Genomic DNA, 22,714 nt, shown 5'->3' with positions numbered 1-22,714 from the left:
CGAAGAGGGCAGAAGGCTAAAAATGGATGCCGCCCGATTGATCTTTAAACTTAAAAATTATGAAACATTTGGCCTAGCATCTGCTACTCTTTAAATAGATACAAACAAAAAAGGAGTTCGGATCATGGATACGGATAGGATTGTGAAAGATTTATACACCCAAGGGATCATAGAATCAAAAGATGCCGTGTACGAACCTTTGAGCGGAGGAACGACCAGTACGATCGGATTACTGCGTGATGGAAGCAGAAAACAATGGGTGCTTAAGTTCAACGAACCGAATGTTATTAAGGCAGAGGCGGAATTCTTGAATGAATACGAGAATATTCCTTTCCTGCCCCTTCTCGTATACAAAGACCCCGCGAACCGATTCATCGTCTATCCCTTTCTTGCAGGAACAACAGACAGTTCCGGGACGCACAAAACAAACATCCTGTCCTCCCTCGTCCATCATGTGCTCAATTACTATCAACTTTTTTCTGAAGCAAGTGGATGGGGATACAGGGACGACCTTAAGCATTCAAGAGAACCATTTTTGGAGGACGAAATACGTTCAGTCAAAGAAATTATTCATTCTGGGCTGCTTGAAAAAGAAGATTACGAGCTTATCGCTGAACTTGCGAAACAAAGGTCCAAAAGCAAGGAATCTGAACTCTCTTATTTGCTGCATGGAGACTGCGGGTATCATAATTTCCTGTTCTCAGAGCAGGAGCTCTCTGGTTTAATTGATCCTCAAACCTTTATCGGCCACCCGCTCCATGATCTTGTCTTTGCTTTTTGTTCTACCCCAAACGAACTTACACAAGAAACGATTATTCCTGCTGCAAGGCAATTAAAGATGTGGAATTATGATGAACAAGTCCTCAATGAGGAAGTACTGCTCGGTCTTTTCACACGGCTGGCCAGAAGCTCTCAGCATCACCCTTCAGACTTGCCGGCATATTTGAAGGCATGGGAGAAATGGAAAGTCCTCGTCTCACCTGCATAAAAAAGAGGACCCCGGTCCTCTTTTCCCCCTTACTTCACATCCTTTTTTATCACCCTCCAAAACTCTTTAGCGATCACTTTATATCCTTTGATGTTGAGGTGGTTATCTTCCGGATTGGGCATGTATTTCTGGAAATGCGGATCGATGGCGCCACCTGTCGGGACATACGAATCGCCATTTGATACAGCTGCCTCCTTAATAGCAGAATTCAATGCGTTATTCAAAGGATCTAAGAACGCTTGGCTATCCTGATCATAATAAGAAAAGGGGTTGTAATACCCCATCACATAGACATGCACATTTGGGTTTAGCTTATCGATTGCCTGCAGGATGTTCTCAAGGTTAGCACTGGCAGCCGCAATCCCATCAGAAGCATGCGCTGGATCGGTCATCAGTTTGCGAAAAAGATCGTTTGCCCCGATATTTATCGTAATATGGGTTGCTTCTTTAATCTCCTTCATCACGTCTGGATTGTTTAAAACATCCTCTTTCAGCTGTTCAGAAGTATAGCCTGGCACACCCAAATTATCATAATCTAATAGCTTCACATGGGATCTTTTAAAATAGCTTTGAATAAAATCCGGATAGCTCTTGTTAATGTCACCATAAGGCGTCATACCTGCGGCTATTGAATCTCCTAAAGCGATATACTCAACTTTCTTTTGTTCTTCCTGATGGTCGGCATAGGCGGTCAATGGGGCAAAAGAGAACAGCGTACTCGCCGCCAGCAAAGCGGCAACAGATTTTTTCATCAAATCCTCTCCTCTTTAAGGGTTACCCATTCTTTATGAAGCGATTAAATGGAAGTAAGCCCGCAGGACCCGTTGTCATTCAATGAATCAGGCATTTAAACTTTAGAACAGGCACCTAGGATACATTCTCTCCTATCAGACTTTTTTCCTTTAAATATAAGCCTAAAGTCCTCCAGCAATTCCCATTCTTTTACATACCCTCTAGTCATATGTTGTAAAAAACATTTAATTAGGTGATACCATGGCCAAAAAGGTTTTGCTTTTTGCGGATGTTGGCATCGATGATACGATTGCCTTAATTTACGGGTATTTAAGTAAACAAGTGGATATCATTGGAGTGGTTGCGGACTACGGAAATGTTCCCAGGGTAATGGGATTGCGCAATATTACGTATTTGGTTAATTTATTTAATCTCTCCCAGCATACAAAGGTCATACTCGGTGCCGAAAAACCGATGACAGGAGAAGACCCCATCTTTTATCCGGAAGTGCACGGAGAGTCCGGCTTGGGATACATCAAACCTCCCCAACAGCTCCCCCCTCAAGGGTTCACTGAGAACTTTTGTGAAGTTGTCTCACTCATCAACCAGCACCCGGGTGAATTGACGATTGTAAACACAGGCAGACTAACTTCCCTTGCAAGCATGTACATCTTATATAATGACTTGATTAATAAAGTAAAAGAAGTGTACATCATGGGCGGTGCATTCTGGGTGCCAGGCAATGTTACCGCTGTATCGGAAGCGAACTTTCACGGAGATCCTATTGCTGCAAAAATCGTACTTCGCTATGCCAATAATGTAACGATTATTCCCCTGAATGTAACAGACCGGGCCATCGTCACTCCCCAGATGGTCGATTACATTCAGTCTAAAGGAAAAGCTAAAATTATTAAGCCTCTGCTCGATTTTTATTATGAGTTTTATAAGAAGCGCAATCCGAGTATTAAAGGAAGCCCTGTTCATGATGCACTCACACTGATGGCTACATTGCATCAGAACATGTTCTCGTTTCGTCATCTTCCCGTATACATAAACACGGATAGCGGGGTGACAAAGGGACAGAGTATCGCTGACATCCGTCCTTATGCCGACTTGAATGGCGAAAAAACACACAGAATCGCTTTTGATTTTAACTCTAACTGGTTTTACAATGACTTTATGTCTGTGATGACCGGAGAACTCATGTAGTGTCATCCTAACCCCTGCTCTTTTAGCAGGGGTTATTCTTTTTCCAGTGTCCTAAAATAAGCTGTAAAAGAATATTAAAAATGGGTTTGACATTGACGCTGCGTCAAGGTGTACATTTAGGATGTCAGGAGGTGCTCACATGGAATATACGGTGCAAAAGCTAGGAAGACTGGCCGGAATCAGTACGAGAACACTAAGGTATTATGATGAGATTGGCATCCTTAGGCCGGCAAGGATCAATTCGTCAGGTTACCGGATCTATGGCCAGCCCGAAATAGACCAGTTACAGCAGATTTTGTTCTACCGGGAGCTCGGACTCAGTCTGGAAAAGATTAAGGAGATCACGACTGACCCTTCCTTTAACGGGACCGAGGCTCTTAAAGAACACCGTGAGAAGCTCCTGGACAAGAAAAAGCAATTGGAATTGCTTATTAATAATGTGGAAAAAACGATTGCTTCATCTGAAGGGAGAATGACGATGACAGATCAAGAAAAATTCGAAGGCTTTAAAAAGAAGCTCATTGATGATAACGAGAAACAATATGGAAAAGAGATTCGTGAAAAATACGGTGATGATACGATTAATCAATCCAATGAAAAGCTGAAAAACATGACGAAGGAAGATCATGAGGAAGTAAATCATTTGGCGGACGAACTAAAGACCTCGTTGGCTGAAGCCTTTAAAACTGGGGATCCTGCGGGAGACCTAGCCCAAAAAGCAGCAGATCTTCATAAGCAATGGCTGTGTTTTTACTGGAGTGAATACAGCAAAGAAGCCCATGCGGGTCTGGCGCAAATGTATGTAGACGATGAACGCTTCAAACAGCATTATGATAAAGACCAGCCAGGAACTGCTGAGTTCTTAAGAGATGCGATTCACATTTATACGGGAGTAAAAAAATAAGGAAACAGCCCATCTGCACGGTTCAGGTGGGCTGTTTTTTTCCAGACTGTAACACTATAGTAAAACTAAGCTGTTTGTTTTTATTTTATGAAAGCTTTCTCTTATCCTCCATCAGCTGCTTAAACTCCTGGTCCAGCCTCGTATATTCCTTATCACCAGGAGACAGGAGGCTAAGCTCTCCCAAAACAGCACTGATTCGGTTCTCAATAACCATCCTTTTTTCAAGAAGATCCGTTTTATGATTTTGTGACTGTACCGGTTTTTGTTTGGCTTCAGCAAACTCTTTAAAGCCTTCTTGCGTTTTTCTTATGTTTCCATCTTCAAAAACCAGGAGCTTTTCACACGTTTTTTCCAGGAAATAGCGGTCATGGGAAACGATAAGCAGTGTGCCGCTAAACGACAGCAATGCTTCCTCAAGCTGCTCCCTGCTTGCCAGATCAAGGTGATTCGTCGGCTCATCCAGAATCAGAAGATCATGTTCCTGCATGATGAGCAAGGCGAGCTTCACCCTCATCCGTTCACCAAGACTCAATTGCTGAATCTGCTTCTTCAGCAATCGTTCGTCAAACCCCATATTGGCGAGCAGGGTCCGGGCCTTAGAGGCTTCTGACCGAACTTCAAAAATAGCGTGTATCAAGCTTACTACCGTTTGTTCCGATTGGAGGTCTGTAACATCCTGTGTCAGATAGGCCATTTTTGCGCTTGAACTGATCCAAAGCTCACCCGAATCGACGGTCTCCCTTCCTGTCAGCATTTTAAGGAGTGTCGTCTTGCCGCACCCGTTTGGACCTGTCAATCCCAGTCTTTCACCTCGTTTAATATAAAACGAGCTTTTCCGAAAGAGGGATCGAGAACTAAAGGATTTGGAGATTTCCTTCGCATCCACCAGACGCTTTCCCCGTTTCTCCGGATTATCCCAGCCAAACTGTATTTTTGTTTCCTCCTTTGGCTTTTCCACACCCTCCAATTCAATCTTTTTCAGGCGTTTGATCCGGGAACTGATCTGTTTATCCATGCTCTTTGCTTTGCTTCTGTAAAATTCTTTTGTGCCGCGCATATCTGCCATCTTGCCGACTTTCCCGGCTTCTCTGTGTGCTTTCGACGACCAGTTGTCGAGCCTTTCAATCTCAGATTGTATTTTTTGTTCGTACTTTTTCTGTGCTTCATACTGATGCAGCTGTGCCTGGTACCTTCTCTCCTTCTCTTCCCGATAAAATGAATAATTCCCCGGAAAATCAACAGCCTTGCCATCCTCCAGTTCAATGATTCGATTCACGGTTTGATCAAGGAAATACCGGTCATGCGAGATGATCAGTGTGGTACCTGTAAATGATCTCAACTCCTGAATCAGCCATTCCACTCCTTGAAAATCAAGGTGGTTGGTCGGCTCATCCAGTATGAGAAGGTCGGGTCTTGTTGACCAGATATGAGCGATAGCCAGCTTCGTCCTCTCCCCTCCGCTTAATCCTGAGAAACGGCTCTCATCCCAATTCTGTACTTTCTTTAAACCGAGACGGCTCGTCATCTGCAGAAAATCCTCTTCTTCACTCTGCATATGTGAAAAAGTATTGGTCGTATAGGAGGTGGACTGCTGAAGATAACCGATCTTCAGTGGATTTTTATGTTTAACGATAGAACCTTTATCGGGCTGAAGTGTTCCGAAAATCAGGTTAGCCAAAGTAGTCTTTCCCGCTCCATTAACACCAACCAAACCTATCCTTTCATTACTGTCCAGATCCAAAGAAACCTCTTTTAAAATCAGGCGCTCACCAAATTCTTTACTTAATTCGTGACAGCTTAATAGAGTCATCAAAAATCACCGCTTTGCGTTTCGTTCAAAGGCAATAGGGATTCATGATATCTGAAGACGAAAAAAAACCGCATTCCTGCGGTTTTTGGATAAGCGAAAAAAGATACGAAAAAACACCTCATAGTGCATTGACCGTTAGATCAGCTTCAGCACACTGATACATTGAATTTAACCGTTGAGGGTCTCCTATAGACATACGTATCCCATCCCGCTCCAAAACCCGCAGAGCATCACTTGCCGTGCAATCAGATTTCATGATCGACAAGGGGATTAGTTCCACATAATGTCTAATTGGATACCTCCTTCACATTGTTGGTATTAGTATAACACGATTATGGTAAAATTGTGCAAACCATTCTGTCAGAGAGAAGTAAGCCTTAAAGAAACAGCATTCCCACCATTCCACTAAACACACCTAAAACGACGACCGATAAGGTGACAAACGACAGAACACGTTTGGGATAGGACCTTGAAACGATGAGCAAGGACGGCAAGCTTAGCGCTGGCAGTGTAATGAGCAAGGCAGCAGCAGGTCCTGCACCAAGACCTACGAGCATAAACGTCTGGATAATTGGAATTTCGGCAGCAGTCGGTACAACGAACAGCATACCGGCAAGAGCAAATCCGATAACAGCAAACAAGCTGTTGGACGCCGTTTCACTTAGCTGCGGAAACAGCCAGACACGTGCTGCACCAAGTAGGAGCACAGAAAAAATGTAAGCTGGTCCAATATGGAGCAGCATGGTGCCAAGGCTCTTCATCCATCTGCTGAAAAACGGTCCTTCCTCTTCCTCAAAGTTCTCGCTTTCCGGCACTTTCTCCATATCTACTGGCTCAGCGTTTTTGGCAAAACGATTGGCAAAGTAACTGACACCAAACACGAGAATTAGTCCAAAGAATAATCGCAGTACCGTAAATTCCCATGATAATACAAATGTCATAAAAATCAGGGTTGCCGGGTTAATGGTCGGATTACCCAGCCAAAAAGCAAGGCTTGCTCCAATCGGCACTTTCTTCTTTCGCATACCCACGGCCATTGGCGCCGCACAGCAAGTACACATCATGCCTGGAATAGACGCCAATCCTCCTGCTGCTGTACTGCCAAACGATGTTTTTCCGAGCACTTTAAGCAGCCATCGTGACGGAAGCAGCACTTGAATCAACGAACCGAGTAAGATCCCCAGTAATGCAGCTTTCCATACAGACTGAAAATACACTTTTCCATAGTCCCAAGCATTTACCCATGGTGACGCCGAAGCTGCTTGATCACCAAGGATCGATGGACCGATAGAATGAGTAGCTGAAGCTGAGATCACCTTTTGAAAATACGGCCACCATTTTACATACAGCAAACCAGCCGCGGCAACCGCCATGAATATAACAATGAACCAGATTGCCTTTTTGCTGGTGGATTTTCCATTTTGAACACTATGATTGATTTGAGACATAGATTCCCCCACCCAAGTTTTTTTTCCGACCTTAAGATTGGATAGTAAATTATATCACAGTTCCTGCAAAAACATATTTTTAAGCTTTCCAAAATTCGGCTAAAATGAAATTAGAGAAGAAGTAATTTATAATAGGATATAGATGTGCAGTACAGAAGGGCGGAAAAAACCAGTGTTTCAGGATATTGCAATTGAAAAGCTTATGTCATCCTACAATAAAAAAGAGATCACACTCATTGATGTACGGTCACCCTCCGAATTTAAGGATTCTACGATTCCTGGAAGCTTGAACATCCCTCTTTTTAATGATGAAGAACGTGCTGAAGTTGGGACTCTATATAAACAGCAAAGTGTGGAAGCCGCTAAGGAACGAGGACTCGAGATTGTTTCTGCCAAGCTTCCTGCCTTTATTAAAGAATTCTCGAAGATCGCTGGACCCAAAGCTGTTTTTTGCTGGAGGGGAGGAATGCGCAGCAAAACGACTGCGACTGTGCTTGATCTCATGGGAATTCGCGCTTACCGGCTGCAAGGCGGTTTCCGTGTGTACCGGCAGTGGATTGTAAAAAACCTAGAGGAGATGGAGTTTGCTCCTAAAGCCTGCGTTCTCCATGGAAATACCGGCACCGGTAAAACATTAATCCTTCAAGAGCTTGCCAAGCAAGGATTTCCCGTTCTTGATCTTGAGCAATTGGCCGGTCACCGCGGTTCCATTTTTGGAGAAATCGGTCTTCAGCCAAACAACCAGAAAATGTTTGAATCTCTCCTTTTTCATCATTTGTTTGCACTGAAAGATACATCTTTTGTTCTGATGGAAGCTGAGAGCAAACGAATCGGAAAAGTCGTACTTCCAGGTTTTGTAACGGATAAGAAGCAGCAAGGTCTTCATATTTTCCTGGACATGCCGATTGAGGAACGGGTCAATCATATTCTTGAAGACTATCTTCCGTGGGAGCATCACGAGGAATGTCTTGCCGCGTTTCAAAAGATCAAACGACGCATTCATACACCCCTAGCTGCTCAGATTGAACATGATCTGAGTGAAGGAAACTATCATTCAGCTGTCCGCCTGCTACTTGAGCACTATTATGATCCACGTTACGAGCATCATGATGTCGAATATCCAGAAGACCAGCGACTTACCTTAAAAGTTAATAATATTGCGGAAGCCATTGACCAAATTAAAGAAATTCTTCAAAAAAGAAAGCCGGTACATCAAGTTCTGTGAGTTTTTACAGCCCTTGCCGGCTTTTTAGTTTTTTTGATCCAATTTTGTCGGTGTATGAGAAGGCAAAGTTCATTTATTATCAAAAATGGCTTTTTATTATTGATAATCCTGATATTATCGAAAAAACGAATTTATTATCGATACGTCCCACCTCCATCTTCCTCTTATTTCCTTTGAAAGAAGGAGAATCCACCCTATAAGTCTAATAAATTCAATAATCATATTATGGGACCTATAATACACATAAGAGAATAAGATATTTCATGCAGAAGGAGTTACGTATATGACCACATACCAATCAAGAAATGATGTTCCTGAACAAGAGAAATGGAACCTGACCGATATTTATCCTTCACTGGATGAATGGGAAAAGGATTATGAACAAGTAAAGGTAATGACTGAGGAATTAAAGGCGTTTGATGGAAACATTGATTCAGGTAAGTCACTGCTTGAATATCTCACTAAACAAGAAGAGCTCTCCCACACGTTCAATCTCGTTTATGTTTATGCCATGCTGAATGTGGACGTGGATACGCGAAACTCAGATTCTCAGTCCTTATTGGATCGCGCGAAGCATGCCGGAGTGAAAATCAGCTCTGCCACTTCATTCTTTATGCCTTTCCTGTTAAGTTTGGACGAAGCACAGCTGAAGGAATATATCGCAGAGGATGAAGGGCTGAACTACTTTGAAGAAGATCTGTTTGATTCCTTTCGCTACAAGTCCCATGTCCTGAGTAAAGAGCAGGAGAAAATTGTTTCCCGCCTGGGTGAAGCGCTCTCCTCTCCAAGCGGCACATTCAGCATGATTAATAACGCGGATATTAAGTTCGGCGAAGTCACTGATAAAGATGGTAAAAAGGCTGAAATGACCCGAGGCATGTATTCCAAATTGATTGAGGACGAAGACCGTGAAGTAAGAAAAGAAGCATACAAAGCTTATTATGAACCCTATGTGGCATTAAAAAATACGATTGCATCCACCCTTTCATCTGCGGTTAAAAACAATGTCTCGCTTGCGGAAATCCGCAACTATCCTTCTGCTCTTGAAAAAGGTTTATTTGGTGATAACGTACCGAAAGAAGTCTATGAAAATCTCATAGCCACCACAAAAGAAAACATTAAGTCCATGCACCGGTACACAGAGATCAGAAAAGAGAAACTGGGACTTGATGAGCTGCGCCAATACGATCTTAGCGCTCCCCTTGTAAAAGGAGTTAAGCTGGACATTCCCTATCAAGAAGCCTATGAAACGATGGTTAAAGCACTGGCGCCGCTTGGCAATGATTATGTTGAACGATTGAAAGAGTTTAAAAATGCACGTTATATCGACGTTAGGGAAACACGCGGAAAACGTTCTGGAGCTTATAATCTTGGGTTGTACGGCGTTCATCCTTTCGTGCTTCTGAACCATCAGGATGATTTAGACAGCCTCTTTACGCTGGCCCACGAAATGGGACATGCGATGCACAGCCATTATTCCAATAAGCATCAGCCAAAAATCACAGCCGGCTACAGCATTTTTGTCGCGGAGGTTGCTTCTACCGTTAACGAAGTACTTCTGATCAATTACCTGCTGAACAAGGAAACCCACAAAGATATTAAAAAACATTTACTGAATCATTTTATCGATCAGTTCAAAGGAACATTGTTTACGCAAGTGATGTTTGCCGAGTTTGAGATGAAAACCCATGCACTCGCAGAAGAAGGCCAGCCGCTGAATGCTGAGGTCTTCAACCAAATCTATGAAAATCTGTTTAGAGAGTACAACGGCGATACTGTGGTATTTGATGAAGAAGTGAAATACGGCTGGTCCAGAATCCCTCATTTCTACCGTCCATTTTATGTTTACAAATATGCTACAGGGTTTGCGTCAGCTATCCACCTCGCTACAAAAATCTTAGACGGCGACCAACAGACCCTTGACTCCTACTTGGATTTCTTAAAAAGTGGAAGCTCTGATTATCCGCTCGATCTTTTGAAAAAGACAGGGGTCGACTTAACAACCCCAGAGCCGATCGTCAATGCGCTGAAACGCTTTGAGGAACTGGTAGAGGAATTTGCACAATTATAAGAAATTAAAAGATGACCCTTTAGTTTAAGGGTCATCTTTTTCATTCCTAATGTCAACTTAATTTTATTTTTGGTTGACATTTAATTTATTAATCAGGCAAACTTGTACTAGGCTTTTAATATTGAAGGAGGTGATCATCCTGAACACCAGAAGCATATCGTATGTAGCTTTATTTGCTGCCATGACCGCGATTGGTGCATTTATTAAGGTTCCCATCCCGTATATCCCCTTTACCCTGCAGATTCTATCGGTCTATCTTGCCGGTGCCCTGCTCGGTCCGCGATTGGGCCTGATCAGCCAGCTTTGCTATGTCTTGATCGGCCTCATCGGAATTCCTGTTTTTGCTGATGGCGGGGGGTTCAGCTATGTATTTAAACCGACTTTTGGCTATCTAATCGGCTATGTCATCGCTGCCTTTGTCAACGGCTGGATTATCCACCGCTTTCAGCTTGAAAAAGTTAAATCTGTGTTTGCTGCTAATTTAGCCTCACTGCTAACTGTCTATTTTTTCGGCTGTGCTTGGCTTTATGCCGCCATGAACTGGTTTGTGAATACGCCATTTACGCTAAGCCAAACGTTTCTTTACGGCTTTTTGCTGCCTGTTCCCGGAGACTTGCTTCTCTGTTTTTTATGTGCGGTATTTATCGTGCAGACCCGTCCCCGTATGGCACGATTCATCAACAGAAAGGAGAATGAAAGAACATGGGCCAAGCCTACTTTATAACCGGCACCGGAACCGAAATCGGTAAAACGGTGGCCACCAGCCTGCTGTACCTATCCCTCACTTCCTTGGGAAAAAGCGTAACGATATTCAAACCGTTTCAGACCGGCCTTGATCGTGAAAATCATACATATCCTGATATCTCCTGGTATGAGGAACAGCTCGGTGTGAAAGATTGCGGCATGTATATGCTGGAGCCGGAAACCTCTCCCCACCTCGCGATTAAATTGACAGGCAGAAAGGTTGATGAACAGCGCGTCATCGATCGAATTCACGCACTTAAAGAAGAATACGAGATTGTCCTTGTTGAGGGTGCCGGCGGGATTGCCGTCCCTCTCATTGAACAGGATACGCATTTTTATATGACAGCTGATCTTATTAAAGATTGTGGACTGCCTGTCATTTTCGTTTCAAACAGCGGACTTGGATCCATCCATCATGTTCTTACCACACAGTTCTATACAGCCTTGCAGAACATTGATATCAAAACCATCCTTTTTAATTTCTTTCAACATGACAATATAATCCACAGAGATAATGTTGAAACGATAACAAAACTGACCGGTCTGGAGCCGCTTGTGCGCATCCCAGCCTTTAAGAATGTAAAAGAAGATCTGCCTGCTTACATTGCATCACTTTTAAAAGACCAACACTATTTACAGCTACTGAAAGAGGTGTTTTTCAATGAGTACTCCATCCACTGAACTAGAACAATGGGACAAAGAGTATGTCTGGCATCCTTTTACCCAAATGAAAACCTACCGAGAATCCAAACCGTTGATTATAGAGAGCGGAAAAGGCAGCTACCTTTACGATACAGAAGGCAACCGGTATCTCGACGGCTACGCTTCACTATGGGTGAATGTCCACGGCCACAGCGAACCAGAGCTGAACAGAGCACTCATCGAACAGGTCGAGAAAGTTGCCCATTCCACCCTGCTCGGTTCAGCGAATGTTCCTTCCATCCTGTTGGCTAAAAAACTGGCTGAGATCACACCGGGCAATCTCTCCAACGTATTTTATTCCGATACAGGAGCAGCAGCAGTAGAGATTGCGCTTAAGATCGCCTACCAATACTGGAAAAATCTCGATTCTGAAAAATATGCCAGTAAAAACAAATTCGTATCCATGAACGAAGCGTACCACGGCGATACAGTCGGTGCTGTAAGTGTCGGAGGGATGGATTTGTTTCACAGAATCTTTCGGCCGCTTCTCTTTGAACGCATCCCTTCTCCGTCTCCTTATTCTTACCGGATGACAGATCTGGGTAATGAAAAAGCAGTAAAAGATTACTGCCTTACTGAACTGGAATCACTTTTAAAATCACATTCCGAAGAGATCGCCGGAGTAATTATGGAGCCGCTCGTCCAAGGAGCTGCCGGCATACTGACACACCCTGAAGGCTTCTTAAAAGGGGTCGAACAGCTGTGCCGAAAATACGATGTGCTATTGATCTGTGATGAAGTAGCAGTCGGCTTCGGCCGAACTGGGACACTGTTTGCATGCGAGCAGGAAGACGTTGTTCCTGATTTAATGTGCATGGGTAAAGGGATCACCGGCGGTTACATGCCGCTCGCCGCTACCATCACACATGACAGGATCTTTAATGCCTTTTTAGGAGAACAGGACGAGCACAAAACCTTCTATCACGGCCACACGTATACCGGCAACCAGCTCGCCTGTTCCCTCGCATTAAAAAATATAGAGCTGATTGAACAACGGAATCTTGTGGCGGACATTCAGCGAAAAGCAGAAAAGATTTCCGCAAAATTGGATACCCTTTATGAGCTTCCGAATGTCGGTGAAGTGCGGCAGCGAGGCTTGATGATCGGTATTGAAATTGTGAAGGACCGCACGACCAAAGAAACGTTCAGTGTCCAGGAAGGCGTTATCTCCCGTATTATCCAAAATGCCCGGGAGCATCGACTGATCATTCGGGAACTTGGCTCGGTCATTACGATGATGCCGATCCTGTCCATGACTGACGAAGAACTGCACACGATGGTGGACATCACCTACCGCTCGATTCAGGAAGCATGCGAAAGCCTGGCCGTTCGATAAGTCGGTCTATCAAAAAAGGGGCTGTCCAAGAAGTCTGTAAGCTGTTGATTTCCGTTCCAGGGTGCTCGCTTTCCGCGGGGCGTGCGGTGAGCCTCTTGGCGCTAGCGCCTGCGGGAGTCTCACCTGTCACGCTAGTCCCGCAGGAGTCTCGCACCTTCCACTTCAATCAACTTTTCATTGAAGATTTTCAAGCCAAAAAGGAGCTGCTGAAGGTCAATTTTCGACTTTCAGGACAGCCCCTCCTTCATTACTTCTTTTTTTCTTGTTTCTCCAAAAATGCACGCATCTTCTGCAAATATTCCGGCGCGTCCATCGGATCTTCAACGACCAGTTCGATCATACAAAGTTTTTCTCCCTGTAATCGTTCAGCCTCAGTGATGGCATCGTCCAGTTCCTGGTTCGTCCACACCTGTTTCGTAAACGCCTCTCTTCCGAACGCTTCTGCCAGCTTGGTATACTTCCAGGAAGGGATCTCGTTATACTTCTGTTTCTCAATCTCCACTTTAACGTTCAAGTACTTTTCAATGGTATATCCATTGTTATTCAAAATAAAGATGATGGGTTTGCAGCCGTTCTCTAGCATCGAGCTAATTTCCTGTACGGTCAGCTGCAATGAGCCATCACCAGTAAAAAGAAGAACACGCCGGTCCTTCGCCGCCATACATGCCCCGAACGCCGCAGGAGTAGCAAACCCGATGCTTTGCCAGCCACCCTGTGCAATATAAGTCGCTCCTTTCGGCAGCCTGATTTGTGACATTCCATAAGATAACGAACCTGTCTCAACAACAACCACATCATTTTCCCTGAGCATGTGCTGAAATCTTGGATAGTAAGATGCAGCCTTGATTGGTTCCTCTCCCCCGCCGCTCACCGTACCGTAAGGAAATGCGATGTCACCGATTGAACTCTCCTGTTTAAATCCAATATTTGTTAACTCATGTAAAAGGTCCTCCGCTTTTACGTTCAAATAACTCGCTGCTCCGACCTTTACAGATTCAGGCTGGATCTCAACAATTTTTAAGGGATTCAGTTTAATCGTATGTTTTGACGTATTCACATCGGTCCATTGTACGCCAATCGCAAAAATGCAGTCGGCTTCTTCAACCGTTTTAGTTACCTCTTCCTGTCCAAAAGCTCCACCGTATACACCGATGTACTGTGGATGGCTTTCATCAAACCCGCTCTTCCCTTGCATGAGTGAAGCGACAGGAACTTTGAGTTGTTCTGCTAGCTGATGCACTTGATCCTGCAGCCGGTAGCGAATGGCTTTCATATCAACAAGAATGACTGCTTTCTTTGCCTCTTCCACCATCCCAGTAATCTGTTTTAGCGCAGCCTGAAGTGCGGTTTGACTGCTCTTCGTCTGTGTTACTTCCGTTTCATGAAAGATGATCGGCTGAGTCACCAAGTCGATCGCAACACTTAAATAAACTGGCTTTTTCTTTTGCTTTGCCGCTTGAATGGCAGCCGGGATTTCCCGAGCTGCGTTTTCCGGTGTCAGAACAGCCGTATATGCAGTGATGTTTTCGTACACTTTTCGAAAAACATCATAATCACCATCCATTAATGTGTGATGAGCCAGCTCTTTATCCTTCTGCATTTTTGATTTTGGCGAGCCAACGATCTGTATCACAGGCACGTCTTCACTGAATGCGCCGGCAATTGCGTTCGTCGCACTCATTTCGCCGACCCCAAATGTTGTAATGAGTGCCGATATACCGTTAATCCGTGCGTATGCATCTGCTGCATATCCTGCATTCAGCTCATTTCTATTCGTAATAAAAGAAAGGCCGCTATCGCTTTCAAGCGTATCCAGCAATGAAAAGTTATAATCACCCGGCACCCCGAAGACTTCTGATATTCCTTCTCTTTTTAAACAATCCAATAAATATTGTCCCACCGTTCTGCTTTCTGCCAAACTACTCACTCCTTCAATGGTTCATCTCCTACTCCTATTTATATACCCAAACCCTTCTATGCTAATCGCTGATCCAATATGTGAGACATGAAGAAAACTCCTGAATTACTTCAGGAGTTTTTCTGTCTATCGTCTATCATTGTTCTCTCCTTCAGTATTAAAAGATAGATACCAATCAATAAACCACTGATTTTTCTCAAGCAACTGGTGGGTAACAAATAAACACAAAAGAAAGGTGATGGCAACATCATTTGTTTCAAGAAAGTAAAGGACACAATAAAACAGAATGACTGCAAATACAAAAGTAAAAACCAGCTGGGATAATTCTCGTTTCATTGCCCCACTCCTATTTTTACAGAAATAGTTTCTGGAATTTTTTCATAGACTCTGGACTGCTGATTACTGAAAAATGCTGGAACAGCTTCTGGAGTGCTTCCTCTCGATCAATCTCTATATTTTCTATCTTATTTTTTTCTGTCCAATGCTCAATCGTCTCATAGGAAGTGCTGTTCCAGCCATTTTTTTCGCCGATTGCCTTTTGTTTCTCCTTTGTACCGGAGACGACAATATCAAGAGAGGCCTGAAGTTCGAGCAATCCGTTGTCGAAGGCTTTCTTTTTCTCTTTTGCTTTCATATCAGCCTTTGCCCTTAAAAGCCTCGTATCAATTCCTTCTTCCTGCAGGATGTGTGAGTGAAGATCGAAGGCATCTTTTGACAGCATGCCATTATAATAACGGTCCTTCACAGACATTGGATTCCCCAGAACCGTTCTTATATAAGGAAGGAGTTCGCGGGAGATGAGAACAGATTTTTTCTTAACAAATTTTCCGTACGCGGCTATTCCATCTGCAGCAAACCGCGTTCTCCAGCCCCAAGGATCAAATTCGGTCTCCGTATACCAATTTTCCTTAACCGTAATACTGCTAAGTGAGGGAAAATCGGGAAACAAAGGAGCAAGCGGCAGCAACCCTACTTCATTCACAATATCAATGGCTTTTTCGTACGTTTTAATTTTATAATCAAGCATTCACTCATTCCCCTTTGCTCTTTCCTTATTATGTATCCATCTTTCCCCTAAGCTTCCAAGTGCCTTTCATACGCCAGATAAGAGTACAATCGGTATATTATCGGGATAAGAACGAGAAGGGAAACAAACCTTAAGGACCCTTCCGTAAAAAAGACCAACCATAACCCAAATAAAATGGAGATCACCATAGAAATGTTGCCTGAGAGACCATTGAGCGATCGGTTGTTAAGAAAGAAAGATATCGTTCCTTTTAGATCGTGCGCATAGCACTCCTCGTGATAAGGGATCACCTCAAAAAACATCGTTACCGTAACTAAATCATCTTTAAGTGTAATTTCTTTTGTACATCTATCGCAGATAATGGTTTTAGACACCCTTTCCCCCCTTGGATCTTGAGGTTAATTTCGTTTTTTGTCTTCTGTAATGGCGTTTCGTCACACACCACCCAAAATCAAAAACATGCCTGAAAAGATCCACGTAATTCCATTATATACCATAATTAATCGAGACGTATTTAATTTTGCATGGACTTTCCCCATTCAGCCAGTGATTTTAAAGATGGGATCAAGTCCTCTCCTGCCTTTGTCAGTGAGTATTCTACTCTTGGTGGAATTTCCATAAATTGCTTTCGAATGATAAGTCCTTGGTTCTCCATTAATCAGTTTTTTCTGACTTAGACATAAAATACTGCATACTTGTTTTACTTTGATTATGTAATAAAATTATATCGTAGTTGATTAATAGTAGGATAAATAAAGGAGTGATAGTTTTGAAGTTAAAATATGAAGTTTTACCTGATGAAAAAATTGAATGCTGCAGAGAAATTTGCAATGAACTCATGGCCTTTCAAAAATCAAAATCCTACATAACACCTGAATTGTTTGACAACATGAATTTTGAAACAAGGCTGATTCCATCAATAAATAATGCCGTTCACAATTATACAGTGGTAGTTAAAGATGATGATCAAATTGTAGGATATGTATATTCCAATATCTCTCCTAAAGAAGCCTATTCCAATGAATTTGCCACTTTTTTTGATCTTTCTTCTGTTAACAGAGATCATGTAGGCTGTTTATCTCAATTTTATATTAAAGAAGAGTACAGGCAATATGGGATTGGATCCAAACTTTTTCATATGTCCATGGATTGGATCAAGCAATTTGACGATGTGGAAGATTATTTTATTTATGTCTCAAATGGCAATACTAATGCACTGGAATTCTATAAACGTAAAGGATTTACTGTGAGTCATGATATATTGGATGGTTTTATAACTGTTTTACGAAGCAAAAGAGAGATTGGATGTAACCATTAAAAAGGGTGGAGCTGATATCAGCTCCACCCTTTCAGTAATGATATTTATCTTGTTCTTGATACATACGGATAAATTGGGTCTTTAAGCGCAAATTCATAGGTTTCGCCATTCACAATTCCTACAACCTTGCTGCTGTCATAGAGATCCAGCAAAAATCCAGCCATCTGTTTAGCCGTGTGGTACTCAGGAACCGCACCTTCATACTCAAACTTATCCAAATCCATAGAGCGCTGCGCAAATTCGGTTTCTGTGGCAGCAGGGGCCAGTACCTTCGCTTGCATTTTTGCTCCGTTTGCTTTTAGTTCCTGTGCAAGTCCTTCTGTAAAAGCACTGACGTAAAATTTAGTTGCACAATACGTAATCGCACTCCCTACAATCGTATAACCGCCAGCTGAAGAGATATTAATCAGCTGTGTACCCTCTGTGTTTGCATAATCACGAACAAAGAGAGAAGATAAGATCGTCAATGCTTCGATGTTTAAATGAAGCATATCTCCTATTTTATTTAAATCTTGATCTCCTACAGATGCAAAGTTTCCGAACCCGGCATTGTTGATCCAGGTTTCAATTTCAAGATCTTTTAAGCTGTCGTACAGCTCGTACGCATTTTTCGAAACAGATAAGTCAGTGACACGAACTACAACTTCTAATTCTGAATTAACCTTCGCGATTTCTGTCTTTAACTCCTCCAATTTTTCTTCGCGGCGTGCAGCGATTACCAGGTTTTTTCCTCGTGCGGCAAATTCAAGCGCCGTTTCAAACCCAATTCCTGAACTTGCACCTGTAATTACGGTATATTTCATAAAAAGCACCTCCAATAATTTCTTGCCTTGTGGTGATTATAAGGGTTAGAGTTTACTCTAAGTCAAACTTTAATTATACTTTCTTGAAGAATGAATCAATAGGAGGATAAAATGTACAGTATTAGTGAGGCAGCAAAGTTACTGGAAATCAGTTCTCACACATTGCGTTATTATGAAAAAGAACAAATTATTTTACCTGATCGCAACGATCATGGTGAACGGGAATATGGCGACTCCCACATTGCCTGGCTGCGGTTCGTCATTAAATTAAAACAGACGCAAATGCCGTTGGTTAAAATAAGGGAATATTCAAGGCTGTATCAAGAAGGAGAACATACGCAGGAAGCACGTCTCCGTCTCCTCGAAGAGCATCGAAACTCGGTGAGGGAGCAAATCAGCACCCTTCAGGAAACTGAAAAGATGCTGGATCATAAAATCGGATCCTATAAAGAAATGATCAATCCGAGCATTTAAAAACCAGCACCTAGTTCTGATTTCAGAACCTAGGTGCTGGTTTTCACGTTACTGTTCGGTTTGCGTGGTATTCTTTTCCACGGAACTCGGCTTTGCTTCCTCTGGTTTTTTCGTATCATTCTGTTCTTTCGGCGGCTCGGTTCCAGGATCCGTTGGTTTATCACCTGTACCCGGATTCGTAGTGCCATCTCCTGGCTTATCTTTAGGCGGGGTTGTTGGATCTGTCGGCTTATCCTGTTTGCCTCCGCCTTGATCATTCCCACCCTGATCTGTTCCGCCATTTCCGCCTTGGCCATTGCCACCCTGATCGTTGCCGCCTTGATCGTCTTTAGGCGGTGTGACCGGTGTATCCGGTTTTGTTTTACCGTCATCATTAGGTTTTTCTTTATCATCTTTTTTCTTTTGGTCTTCTTCTTTTTTCTCTTTTTCTTTATCTTGCTTTTCTTTTTCAGCATCAGCTGATGGATCTTCTTTTTTGTCTTCCTTATGGCTTGGCTGTGCTATAGCCGGCATCGAAGTTCCTTGCACGTAAAGCTCAGAGCCTCGTGAAACGACAGATCCCGGTTTTTGGAAATCGGCAGTGAGCTTATTTGCTGAAACATGGGATACCAGTTCTTTAAAGATCAGCTTAGCGATCACTTGGTCTTCTTTCTTTACATAAGCATCCTGGCCCGGGTGATCATATCCTGTCCAGACAGCTGCTGTATAGCGTGTGGTATAACCGACAAACCATGAATCGGTCGAGCCGTTGCCATAGACATTGGCTGGAAGGTTCGTCGTTCCTGTCTTACCGGCTACATCCAATCCTGGAATCTGAGCCATGCGGCCGGTTCCGTTATTGACAACACTCTTCAGCATATCCGTTACCATGTAAGCTGTGTAATCGCTCATGGCAGTTTTTGGCTGGTGGCTAAACTGCTTCACTTCTCCATTCGGATATTCAATCTTTCTTAATGTTGTAGGCTGATGATAGACGCCCTTGTTTCCAAAAGCAGAATACGCACCGGCCATCGTTAATGGAGAAACCCCTTTATTGAATCCGCCGATCGCATAGGACGGATAGATCGTATCCAGCTTAATTCCAAGGTTTCCTGCAAACTGTTTCGCGTTCGCTTCTCCTACTGCCTGGAACGTTTTAATGGCAGGAATGTTATACGATTGGACGAGTGCTTCTCTCATAGAAAGCGTACCATGATAGGTTTTATCCCAGTTCTGGAACTGCTTGCCGTTGATTTCGAGCGGCTCATCCTTGATCGGGGTACTCGTAGACCATTTCAAGTATTCAATCGCCGGGCCGTAGTCAAGAATCGGTTTAATCGTCGATCCCGGCTGTCTTTCTGTATCGGTCGCATAGTTAAATCCTCTGATGGCCTGTTTGTTGTCGTCCAGCCTGTTGCCGCCTATAGCACGAATCTGGCCGGTTTCAGTATCAAGGAGAACGACCCCCGCCTGAAATTTATTGTCTGGGTAACGGACATAATCCTCCGTTGATAAGATTTTTTCTGCTTGAGATTGGGCATCCTGGTCAAGCGTCGTGTAGATTTTCAATCCGCCTTCAAACAGTTCTTTTTCAGAAATGCCTTCTTTTCGTGCGTCTTTAATGACCTGCTGTAAAAACGCTTCGTATCTCGGCTGAGACTTCTTAGGTTTCACAAGCATTTTCTTAATTGGCTGCTGCTGCGCTTTTACTTTTTCCTGCTCAGAAATATATCCGTTTTTGTGCAGAAGCGACAAGACCACATTTCTTCGCTGTTCCGCTAATTCTGGATGTACGAATGGATCATACCCGCTCGGACGCTGTGGCAGTCCAGCAAGCAATGCAGCCTCGCCGATGGTCAGCTGGTCCAGAGGCTTGTTAAAATACGTTTTTGCTGCTGTTTTTACTCCATAGGCACTATTGCCGAAATAAATTTTATTTAAATAGAATTCAAGAATCTGATCCTTGGAATATTTCCGTTCAAGCTGGATCGCCAAATAGGCTTCTTGTACCTTCCTAGTTACTGTCTTTTCTGGTGATAAGAACGAGTTTTTTACAACCTGCTGTGTGATTGTACTGGCACCTTCTGAACCAAATCCGTGAGTTATATTGGAAAGAATGGCTCCTGCGACCCTTTTCGTATCAATTCCGTTATGTTTGTAGAATCGAACGTCTTCTGTCGCAATAAAAGCGTTCCGAACAAGCGGCGGAATATCTTTAATGTGAGCATAATCTCTCTTTTCCTTCCCGCTGATTGAAACGACTTTCTCATTGTTCATGTCATAGACGGTGGAAGTACGTGAATACTTCAGGTTTTCGGGGTTCAATTCAGGAGCGCCTTTTGCAACTGAAAATACGGTTGCGCCCCCGCCAATAACCACTAAAAGAAAGAGAACAAGAAAAGTTAGTGTACTGTATGTAAGGAATTTTCGAAAACGTTTTGGCCTTTTGTTCTGTTTTCTTCTTTCCAATCGTGAAGCTGAATTTTTCTTTTCCATCATTAACTCTCCTTAAATTGTTCCATGCTGTTCCCTATGCTGAAATAGTTTATTTTTCCTGAACACCAATTTTATACTATTTTTATAGAAAATAATACGAATACATCTCATAAATGTTACATTTTTATTACAAACAGGTCAGAAGTACTAGTACCCGTTTTTCCAGCTTTTTAATCTATATGAATTAAAAAAAGAACAAGAACATGATGTCTCGTTCAAATGCTGCTTTTAGTGATATGCAGGACCAATAGCCTTTGTTTCCATTGGTTGCTCAGGGTAATAAAAGGATAAGTTTTGGTAGCTCCAGGCAAACTTGCTTTTAGAAAAGTACTTGCCCAAAGAGAGGTATTTCATTTTTTGATGATCAATATAAATATCTTTATTCCTCGGTTTATCAGTATCGAAACCAAATTCCAGTAAATTTTTGTTAAAATACATTCCATCTTTATTGATGCTCTGATATAAAAGATTTACACCAACCAGGGATGCTTTATATTTACCAAAATGATTTGTTATTTTAAAAACATAAATTTTATGTGGTGCTTTCGTAATCTCCAGAACATAAGGGCTATTGGGGACAGGAACCGATTGAACCTTCTCCGTGTTTAATTCAATGGCTTCTTTCGTCCAGCCCTTCTGCAGTGCCTCTTTTTTGGTGTGGTACCCGTAATTAACCACATATAAATAGATTCCTGCTGCGATAAAAGATAACACAAACGCAGCTCCCCAGCCGTTTTTCATCAACAAACCCCATTTCCATTGAAGGCTATTTCAATTGCTTATTCTCTTATTGTTTGAAGTCTATTTCTCTTTTTCTTCTCCTTTTTTGCAAAGATGGATACAACCAATGAAATCAGAAGGACGGGTACCAAAATAGACCATGTTTAAGATCAATTCCCAAATAAATACCAATTACTTACAGTTTATCATAAAATGAATTGAAAGTTTTACTAAAATAAAAAAGCAGCCCTCATATCATGAGAACGCTGCAGTATTCTTAGTCAATCCCGCTTCTTCCTTTTTTAGCTCCCAATTCAGCATTTCACCCTCTTGCCCTAAACGCTTCATGTTTATTTTTTCCAATACCCGAATGGAAGGATCATTGTTTATCAGGCATTCTGCAATGACGCGGTTAACTTGGTCAGAAGTAAAGGCCCAATCGATTATCGCCTTTACTGATTCGGTGGCGTATCCTTTTTGCTGAGCAGACGGAATGATACCATAACCGACCTCTACTGTTCGTTCGGCACTGGGTTTCCCTTTGAATCCAATATCTCCGACAATCATTCCCGTTTCCTTTTCTGTGACCAGCCACACACCCCATCCGTATAGCTCAGGGTCTTGTTCTAACCGTTCAACGTGGGACTTAATTTGGTTTCTGATTGGATATGCATCAGTCGATAGCGATTCTATGTATGGTTTGCTGCAGGGTATGATGAATAACCGCTCTGTTTCCAATTTCATCTGTAACTTCCTTTCTCTATTCCATGTCTTCTAAAAAACTATTCTTCCCTCAGTCTGCTAATCCTC

Annotated in this window: 22 protein-coding genes; 10 read left to right on the top strand and 12 right to left on the bottom strand. The window is 42.7% G+C overall.

Features of this window, described 5'->3' with window-relative positions; genetic code table 11:
• Nucleotides 1–124 precede the first annotated feature (124 nt).
• A complete protein-coding gene (locus LCY76_RS06785) occupies nt 125–988 on the top strand; it encodes a phosphotransferase family protein (RefSeq protein WP_248251999.1) in 864 nt (287 codons plus the stop codon).
• A gap of 29 nt (nt 989–1,017) precedes the next feature.
• Here LCY76_RS06785 and LCY76_RS06780 read toward each other — a convergent pair whose 3' ends face one another.
• Nucleotides 1,018–1,740, bottom strand: coding sequence for an SGNH/GDSL hydrolase family protein (locus LCY76_RS06780; RefSeq protein WP_248251998.1), 723 nt, complete (start codon nt 1,738–1,740; stop codon nt 1,018–1,020).
• 241 nt (nt 1,741–1,981) lie between these two features.
• On the opposite strand from LCY76_RS06780, the gene LCY76_RS06775 reads away from it, so the two are divergent.
• Both LCY76_RS06775 and LCY76_RS06770 read left to right on the top strand, forming a co-directional pair.
• The gene (locus LCY76_RS06775; RefSeq protein WP_248251997.1) at nt 1,982–2,929 is read left to right on the top strand and encodes a nucleoside hydrolase; all 948 of its coding nucleotides are present in this window, start codon (nt 1,982–1,984) and stop codon (nt 2,927–2,929) included.
• A 139-nt stretch (nt 2,930–3,068) separates the two neighbouring features.
• Nucleotides 3,069–3,833 (top strand): MerR family transcriptional regulator, encoded by a 765-nt coding sequence (locus tag LCY76_RS06770; protein WP_248251996.1) that lies wholly within the window; start codon nt 3,069–3,071, stop codon nt 3,831–3,833.
• An 85-nt stretch (nt 3,834–3,918) separates the two neighbouring features.
• Here LCY76_RS06770 and abc-f read toward each other — a convergent pair whose 3' ends face one another.
• Together abc-f and LCY76_RS06760 are read right to left on the bottom strand one after the other, a co-directional pair.
• Nucleotides 3,919–5,643, bottom strand: coding sequence for a ribosomal protection-like ABC-F family protein (abc-f, locus tag LCY76_RS06765; RefSeq protein ID WP_248251995.1), 1,725 nt, complete (start codon nt 5,641–5,643; stop codon nt 3,919–3,921).
• A gap of 377 nt (nt 5,644–6,020) precedes the next feature.
• Complete coding sequence (locus LCY76_RS06760) at nt 6,021–7,091, bottom strand: permease (RefSeq protein WP_248251994.1); 1,071 nt, start codon at nt 7,089–7,091, stop codon at nt 6,021–6,023.
• Nucleotides 7,092–7,263: 172 nt separating this feature from the next.
• On the opposite strand from LCY76_RS06760, the gene mnmH reads away from it, so the two are divergent.
• From mnmH to bioA, 5 genes are all read left to right on the top strand, one after another.
• Nucleotides 7,264–8,316, top strand: a complete 1,053-nt coding sequence (mnmH, locus tag LCY76_RS06755) for a tRNA 2-selenouridine(34) synthase MnmH (protein WP_248251993.1) — start codon at nt 7,264–7,266, stop codon at nt 8,314–8,316.
• A 283-nt stretch (nt 8,317–8,599) separates the two neighbouring features.
• Nucleotides 8,600–10,387 carry an oligoendopeptidase F gene (gene pepF, locus LCY76_RS06750; RefSeq protein WP_248251992.1) on the top strand — a complete coding sequence of 596 codons (1,788 nt, stop codon included), beginning with the start codon at nt 8,600–8,602 and terminating at the stop codon, nt 10,385–10,387.
• 139 nt (nt 10,388–10,526) lie between these two features.
• A complete protein-coding gene (locus LCY76_RS06745) occupies nt 10,527–11,111 on the top strand; it encodes a biotin transporter BioY (RefSeq protein ID WP_248254612.1) in 585 nt (194 codons plus the stop codon).
• Nucleotides 11,090–11,812, top strand: coding sequence for a dethiobiotin synthase (gene bioD / locus LCY76_RS06740; protein ID WP_248251991.1), 723 nt, complete (start codon nt 11,090–11,092; stop codon nt 11,810–11,812). Before LCY76_RS06745 ends, bioD begins: the two co-directional genes overlap by 22 nt.
• Nucleotides 11,793–13,169 carry an adenosylmethionine--8-amino-7-oxononanoate transaminase gene (bioA, locus tag LCY76_RS06735; protein ID WP_248251990.1) on the top strand — a complete coding sequence of 459 codons (1,377 nt, stop codon included), beginning with the start codon at nt 11,793–11,795 and terminating at the stop codon, nt 13,167–13,169. The genes bioD and bioA overlap by 20 nt, the downstream gene beginning before the upstream one ends.
• A 247-nt stretch (nt 13,170–13,416) precedes the next feature.
• On the opposite strand, the gene LCY76_RS06730 is transcribed toward bioA, so the two are convergent.
• From LCY76_RS06730 to LCY76_RS06710, 5 genes are all read right to left on the bottom strand, one after another.
• The gene (locus LCY76_RS06730; protein ID WP_248251989.1) at nt 13,417–15,096 is read right to left on the bottom strand and encodes an alpha-keto acid decarboxylase family protein; all 1,680 of its coding nucleotides are present in this window, start codon (nt 15,094–15,096) and stop codon (nt 13,417–13,419) included.
• Nucleotides 15,097–15,213: 117 nt separating this feature from the next.
• On the bottom strand, nt 15,214–15,423 hold the full coding sequence (locus tag LCY76_RS06725; protein ID WP_248251988.1) for a short-chain dehydrogenase: 210 nt from the start codon (nt 15,421–15,423) through the stop codon (nt 15,214–15,216).
• A 16-nt stretch (nt 15,424–15,439) separates the two neighbouring features.
• Nucleotides 15,440–16,114 carry an AlkZ-related protein gene (locus LCY76_RS06720; RefSeq protein ID WP_248251987.1) on the bottom strand — a complete coding sequence of 225 codons (675 nt, stop codon included), beginning with the start codon at nt 16,112–16,114 and terminating at the stop codon, nt 15,440–15,442.
• Between the two features lie 47 nt (nt 16,115–16,161).
• Nucleotides 16,162–16,488: a hypothetical protein gene (locus LCY76_RS06715; protein WP_248251986.1), complete on the bottom strand. Its 327-nt coding sequence runs from the start codon at nt 16,486–16,488 to the stop codon at nt 16,162–16,164.
• A gap of 140 nt (nt 16,489–16,628) precedes the next feature.
• On the bottom strand, nt 16,629–16,769 hold the full coding sequence (locus LCY76_RS06710; RefSeq protein ID WP_091008840.1) for a winged helix-turn-helix transcriptional regulator: 141 nt from the start codon (nt 16,767–16,769) through the stop codon (nt 16,629–16,631).
• 114 nt (nt 16,770–16,883) lie between these two features.
• Between LCY76_RS06710 and LCY76_RS06705 the strand changes: the two genes are divergently transcribed.
• Nucleotides 16,884–17,432, top strand: coding sequence for a GNAT family N-acetyltransferase (locus tag LCY76_RS06705; protein WP_091008836.1), 549 nt, complete (start codon nt 16,884–16,886; stop codon nt 17,430–17,432).
• A gap of 44 nt (nt 17,433–17,476) precedes the next feature.
• Here the strand turns inward: LCY76_RS06705 and LCY76_RS06700 are convergent, their stop codons facing one another.
• The gene (locus LCY76_RS06700; protein WP_248251985.1) at nt 17,477–18,235 is read right to left on the bottom strand and encodes an SDR family NAD(P)-dependent oxidoreductase; all 759 of its coding nucleotides are present in this window, start codon (nt 18,233–18,235) and stop codon (nt 17,477–17,479) included.
• 111 nt (nt 18,236–18,346) lie between these two features.
• On the opposite strand from LCY76_RS06700, the gene LCY76_RS06695 reads away from it, so the two are divergent.
• Nucleotides 18,347–18,709 carry a MerR family transcriptional regulator gene (locus LCY76_RS06695; protein WP_248251984.1) on the top strand — a complete coding sequence of 121 codons (363 nt, stop codon included), beginning with the start codon at nt 18,347–18,349 and terminating at the stop codon, nt 18,707–18,709.
• A 48-nt stretch (nt 18,710–18,757) separates the two neighbouring features.
• Here the strand turns inward: LCY76_RS06695 and LCY76_RS06690 are convergent, their stop codons facing one another.
• The 3 genes from LCY76_RS06690 to LCY76_RS06680 all read right to left on the bottom strand — a co-directional run bounded on the left by LCY76_RS06690 (nt 18,758) and on the right by LCY76_RS06680 (nt 22,648).
• A complete protein-coding gene (locus LCY76_RS06690; protein ID WP_248251983.1) occupies nt 18,758–21,184 on the bottom strand; it encodes a transglycosylase domain-containing protein in 2,427 nt (808 codons plus the stop codon).
• Between the two features lie 228 nt (nt 21,185–21,412).
• On the bottom strand, nt 21,413–21,925 hold the full coding sequence (locus tag LCY76_RS06685) for a hypothetical protein (RefSeq protein ID WP_248251982.1): 513 nt from the start codon (nt 21,923–21,925) through the stop codon (nt 21,413–21,415).
• A gap of 234 nt (nt 21,926–22,159) precedes the next feature.
• Nucleotides 22,160–22,648, bottom strand: coding sequence for a GNAT family N-acetyltransferase (locus LCY76_RS06680; protein ID WP_248251981.1), 489 nt, complete (start codon nt 22,646–22,648; stop codon nt 22,160–22,162).
• Between the last annotated feature and the right edge of the window lie 66 nt (nt 22,649–22,714).

Origin of the sequence: Fictibacillus marinisediminis (genome assembly GCF_023149135.1) — a bacterium.
Taxonomy (GTDB): Bacteria; Bacillota; Bacilli; order Bacillales; family Fictibacillaceae; genus Fictibacillus_C; species Fictibacillus_C marinisediminis.
This window is presented reverse-complemented; position numbering and strand designations above follow the sequence as displayed.